This window comes from candidate division WOR-3 bacterium (genome assembly GCA_016867815.1).
Taxonomy (GTDB): Bacteria; Hydrothermota; Tepidihabitantia; order Tepidihabitantales; family Tepidihabitantaceae; genus UBA2258.
Map to the genome: position 1 here is coordinate 1 of VGIR01000141.1, position 5,024 is coordinate 5,024.

The following is a 5,024-nucleotide window of genomic DNA, read 5'->3' on the forward strand; positions in this document are numbered from 1 at the left end:
CTGAAACGCAGAGACGGAAATGCCTGTGAGAGAGAGATCGCCCTCTGCCTTCCATTTGGCTTCGATCTTTACCTCTTCCCGGCTTCCCATAACTGCCACGATTCGCCCTTGGCGCTCTTGGCAATCGGTGAGCAGCTTGTCAAGCTTCTCACCTACAGAGTGGGTCCAAGAATTTAAGACCTGCGGTTCCGGGATGGGAGTTGTCGAGCCATATGGAAGAGCGGCGTATAGCTCGAGATCAACCCGTGTCCAGCGGCGTTGCGTCTTTGGAAGCCGTATTCTCCTCCCGAGAAGCTCCATGAGGAGATCTTCCTCGCAGGTGTGTGCACGCGCCGCGTTCGCGGCGCTCCAGCGGAAGGAGATCTTCGCCGAAACTTGAAAGGGATTCATGCTCTTTGGTGCGTCTCGATAGACGAAGACATCCCATGAGCGTGCGCGCGGTAATCGATGGATTAAGCTTGAGTTCTGATCACGCAGAGTGAGGGAAAGGCAAACCACCCCTCGAAAAGCTTGACTTCAGCTTTCCGAGGGGCTTTTTTTGTCTCCGTTGTTTGCCAAAACACGTGAGACAACTGCTTTGTACCAAACTCTGCTCTCCGATGCCACCCTTTACACCGCTCTCGCCAAGCTGGATGAGGAAATTGCCGCGGAGGTCAAGCCGAAGGGCTGCCCTTTCTGCGACGGCGTCCTTCACAGCGGGCGATATCCACGTAAGCCGCGAGGCGTTCCTTCCGAGGTTGAGGATCAGTACCGGTTCCGTGCCAGTTTCTGCTGCAGCCGGAAAGGATGCCGCCTCAGAACCACCCCACCGTCCGTGCGCTTTCTGGGGCGCAAGGTCTTTGCCGCGGCGGCCGTGGTCCTGGTGACGATACTGCGCCATGGGCCAACTCCTGAGCGGCTCTCCCGGATTCGGCAACTTACGGGCGTCAGTGCCCGCACCGTCACCCGCTGGCGGCAGTGGTGGCAGTCGGTAGTGCCGCGCACACGGTGGTGGACAACGGCGCGCGGATTTTTGCGCCGGCCCGTGGCCGAGCACTCGATGCCGACATCGCTGCTCCATGCCTTCACAACCACCGACGAGAAGGCCGGACTCATTGCTTTGCTTCGATTTGTCTCTCCGCTGACGAGCGGTTCTGTCTTTCACCCTCCCTGATGGCTCCTGAACTCCCGCAGAGAATGCGGGGTCTTCCTTCGGCGGCCAGGGTCGATGAGATCTGCATGCTGGGGCGGGAAGGACTCAAAGCCGCCCGGAGGGGGCAAAGCGAATGGCAAACGACGATTTGGACCGGACCCACGAGCGTTGGGCTCGCTTGCGTTTCTCGATCGTAGGGCGGTTGCTCGCCGCTCCGCCGGAAAGGGGCGACCTGAGGGAGGAGTTACGACGACTGGCCGGTTGCGAGTGGCGGCACCCCATCACGGGTCGGCCGGTGCGGTTCGGAGTTTCCACCATCGAACGCTGGTACTACGCCGCCCGCGCCGAAAAGGTCGATCCGGTCCATGTGCTCGAGCGGCGTGTGCGCAAGGACAGCGGCCTGCAACCTTCCATCACCGACCGGCTCCGCCGTCTCCTCGGAGAACAATACCGCCGGCACCGGCGCTGGAGCTACAAGCTGCACCGGGACAATCTCCTTTCGCTCGCCAGACAGGAGGTGAGCCTGCAGCCTGTGCCTTCCTACCCCACGCTCTTCCGTTACATGCGCAGTCACGGCATGTTGCCGCAGAAACGATTGCGTCCGAAAAACACACCGGGCGCCATCCTGGCCCAGGAGCGGTTTGAGTCGCGCGAGGTGCGCAGCTTCGAAGCCGAGTACGTTCACGGGCTTTGGCACCTGGACTACCACCAGGGCTCCCACAAGGTGATCACGCCTGCGGGTGAGTGGGTCGCGCCCCATCTGCTGGCGATCATGGACGACCACTCCCGCCTGGTCTGTCATGCCCAATGGTACCTGGCCGAGACGGCCGAGAACCTCGTCCATGGCCTGTGCCAGGCTTTCCTGAAACGTTCACTGCCCCGTGCCCTCATGACCGACAACGGCTCCGCCATGACCGCGGCCGAAACGAAACAGGGGCTGCACCGTCTCGGTGTGTTGCACCAGACTACGCTCCCGTATTCGCCCCACCAAAACGGCAAGCAGGAATCTTTCTGGGGGCAGGTCGAAGGCCGGCTGCTGGCGATGCTCGAGAGCTGTCCCGACCTGACGCTGGCCAGGCTGAACGAAGCGACGCAGGCTTGGATCGAGCTGGAGTACAACCGCGAAATCCATTCCGGGACCGGCCAGCCGCCCGTCGTGCGCTTTCAACAATCTCCCGGTGTCGGCCGCGACTGCCCGTCGCCTGACGATCTGCGCTTGGCCTTCTGCGTCGAACGATCCCGGCTGCAGCGTCGCTCCGACGGGACCATCACCCTGGTAGGCGTCCGCTTCGAGATCCCCAACCGCTACCGCCATCTGCTGCGCATCGCAGTGCGTTACGCCGGCTGGGACCTGACCCGCGCGCATATGGTCGATGCGCGGACCGGAACTGTCCTGGCACGCATCTACCCGCTCGACAAGGCCCGCAACGCCGACGGCTGCAGGCGCAGTCTGGATCCGCCTGTTATCAACCCTGTTCCCGACCAAGACGCCACGCCGGACGACGGCATGGCGCCGCTGTTGCGGGAGCTGATCCGGGAATATGCGGCCACCGGGCTCCCCCCGGCCTACCTTGCCAAGGAGGAATCGTGAACAAGAAACTGCTGTCGGCCTACGGCCTGAAGTGGAACCCTTTTTCACCCGACCTTCCCGACGAAGCCCTCTGGCGCTCGCCGGCCCTGGAACACTTCTGCTGGCGTATGGAACAGCAGGTCCGCGAGGGCGGTTTCGCCCTGGTCACCGGCGACCCCGGCACCGGCAAGTCCGTCGCGCTCCGGCTTGCGGCGCGGCAACTGGCAACGCTGCCGGATGTGCTGATCGGCGCGCTCGCCCGGCCTCAGAGCAATCTGGCCGACATCTACCGCGAACTCGGCGATTTGTTCTCGGTGCCGTTGTCGCCGAGCAACCGGTGGGGCGGATTCAAGGCCTTGCGCGAGAAGTGGCTCGCCCACCTGTCCTCCACACTCTACCGCCCCGTGCTTTTGATCGACGAAGCCCAGCAGATGCAACCGGAGGTCTTCTCCGAACTCCGCCTCCTGGCCAGCACGAACTTCGATTCCCGCTCGCTGCTGACGGTGGTGCTGGCCGGCGACAGCCGGTTGCTCGAGCGTCTCCGCAACCCGGATCTGGTGCCGCTCGGAAGCCGGATCCGTACCCGTCTGGCCCTGGACTACCTCACGCCCCGCGATCTGGCCGCCTTCGTCGACCACTTGCTCAAGCAGTCCGGCAACCCGCGGCTGATGACACCGGAGCTGATCACGACGCTGTGCGAGCGTGCCGCCGGCAACTACCGCGTTCTGTGCAACATGGCGGCCGATCTCCTGACCGAGGGAATCCGTCGCGAAGCGGCCCAGCTCGATGAGAAGCTGTACCTGGAAGTCTTTGCCCCTCCCTCCAAGCAGCGGAGTCGCAACGATGGGCGCAGAAGCGCAGGGTAGTCAGGACGAATCCTCGGAACGGCTCTGGGCTGAAGTGCTGGCCGCACTTTCCGCACGCCTCCCGGCCGGTACTGTCGAGACATGGTTCCGGCCGGTTCGCCTCGTGACCTGCCGGGATTCCGAGCTTCGACTGGCGGTGCCCACCGAGACGTTCCGGACCGCCTTCCAGAATCACTTCGCGGCACGCCTCGGTGAGATCGTCGATGAGATTGCGGGAAAACACCTGGAGCTGCACGTCACTATATATGATCCCGACGGGCCACCCCGCGCCGCAGAGATCCTTCCGGTCGCTCACGCTTCGGAACTGGAGAAGGGAAATGGTACAGCAGGATGGCTGATCGAACGTCTCTGGACGGCAGGCGGCGTCGGGATTCTCGCCGGTCAGCCGAAGAGCCTCAAGACCTATGTGGCCCTGGAAATGGCGGTCTCGGTCGCCTCCGGATCGCCCTGTCTCGGCACATTCCCTGTTTCCGTTCAGGGACCGGCCCTGGTCTATGCCGCCGAAGACTCGCCGTCAAACCTGCGCTCCCGTCTCGAATCTCTCGCTGCACAGCGCAACCTGCGCCTGGAAAATCTCGACCTGCGGGTCATCACCTCCGATTTCATCCGCCTGGATCACCCTCAAGACCAAAAGCGGCTCCATGAAACCGTCCTGCTCTATCGTCCCGCCCTGCTCGTCCTGGATCCGCTGGTGCGCCTCCACTGTCAGGATGAAAATCAGGCCGGACCGATGGCGGCCCTGCTCGGCTACCTCCGTCGTCTGCAGCGATTGACTGCAACGGCCGTGCTTGTCGTCCACCATCTCAGAAAGGGCAGCAACACCACAGGGACTGGCTACAATCTTCGCGGCAGCTCCGACCTCTACGCCTGGGTCGATTCTTTCGTCTCCCTCCAACGCCGAAATGACCGGGTCACGATCTCCGCCGAACACCGCGCGGCCTCACCTCTTCCGCCGCTTCCAATCGAACTGGTGCACGCAACAGAAAAATCCCAGGCTCCGTGGTTGAGGATCAGGTCGCAGGAACTGGGGCCACTCGAACCCGATCAAGACAGGCTCCGCCTCAGCCTGCTCGATGTCTTGCGGGGCGCTCAGCGTCCACTGAAAACTGAAGAGCTCAGGCAGCGACTCCAGGTAAGAAAACAGCGGGTGACAACAATCCTGCAGGATCTCTGTGAAAAAGGATTGGTTCTACGACTCACCGGCGGCTATCGTTCCGCACCAGACCACCAAGGCCAATATCCCGGTTCCGCACCATAGCCCCTCATCGGGAACGGAACCGGGAACCGGAAGATTCGCCCGAAGATAGTCCCTCAACTACCTCGACTAAACCACCATCAACAATCGCGAACACGCTCACGCACTCGTCATGGAAGGTCAAGGAGTAGACGAAGCCGTTGCCGGCGATGTCGTGCCAGCGGGCCGTCCCGGTGCGCAGGCCGCGCGTCACGTAGGATG

At 62.7% G+C, this 5,024-nt stretch carries 4 protein-coding genes; 3 read left to right on the forward strand and 1 reads right to left on the reverse strand.

The genetic code is table 11. The features are described 5' to 3' along the window. Positions 1–744: 744 nt before the first annotated feature. The gene (locus FJY68_13330; GenBank protein ID MBM3332806.1) at positions 745–1,095 is read right to left on the reverse strand and encodes a hypothetical protein; all 351 of its coding nucleotides are present in this window, start codon (positions 1,093–1,095) and stop codon (positions 745–747) included. A 170-nt stretch (positions 1,096–1,265) separates the two neighbouring features. On the opposite strand from FJY68_13330, the gene FJY68_13335 reads away from it, so the two are divergent. Genes FJY68_13335 through FJY68_13345 form a run of 3 tightly spaced genes read left to right on the forward strand, consistent with a single transcriptional unit; the run spans position 1,266 to position 4,826 of the window. Next, a complete protein-coding gene (locus tag FJY68_13335) occupies positions 1,266–2,723 on the forward strand; it encodes a transposase family protein (protein ID MBM3332807.1) in 1,458 nt (485 codons plus the stop codon). Beyond that, a complete protein-coding gene (locus tag FJY68_13340) occupies positions 2,720–3,568 on the forward strand; it encodes a general secretion pathway protein GspA (protein MBM3332808.1) in 849 nt (282 codons plus the stop codon). Before FJY68_13335 ends, FJY68_13340 begins: the two co-directional genes overlap by 4 nt. After that, complete coding sequence (locus FJY68_13345; protein ID MBM3332809.1) at positions 3,489–4,826, forward strand: hypothetical protein; 1,338 nt, start codon at positions 3,489–3,491, stop codon at positions 4,824–4,826. Before FJY68_13340 ends, FJY68_13345 begins: the two co-directional genes overlap by 80 nt. Positions 4,827–5,024: the final 198 nt, after the last annotated feature.

Excerpts from the sequence above, each read along its gene's own strand:
- FJY68_13335 (MBM3332807.1), top strand. The coding sequence starts at position 1,266 with ATGGCAAACGACGATTTGGACCGGACCCACGAGCGTTGGGCTCGCTTG.
- FJY68_13345 (MBM3332809.1), top strand. The coding sequence starts at position 3,489 with ATGAGAAGCTGTACCTGGAAGTCTTTGCCCCTCCCTCCAAGCAGCGGA.
- FJY68_13330 (MBM3332806.1), bottom strand. The coding sequence starts at position 1,095 with ATGAGTCCGGCCTTCTCGTCGGTGGTTGTGAAGGCATGGAGCAGCGAT.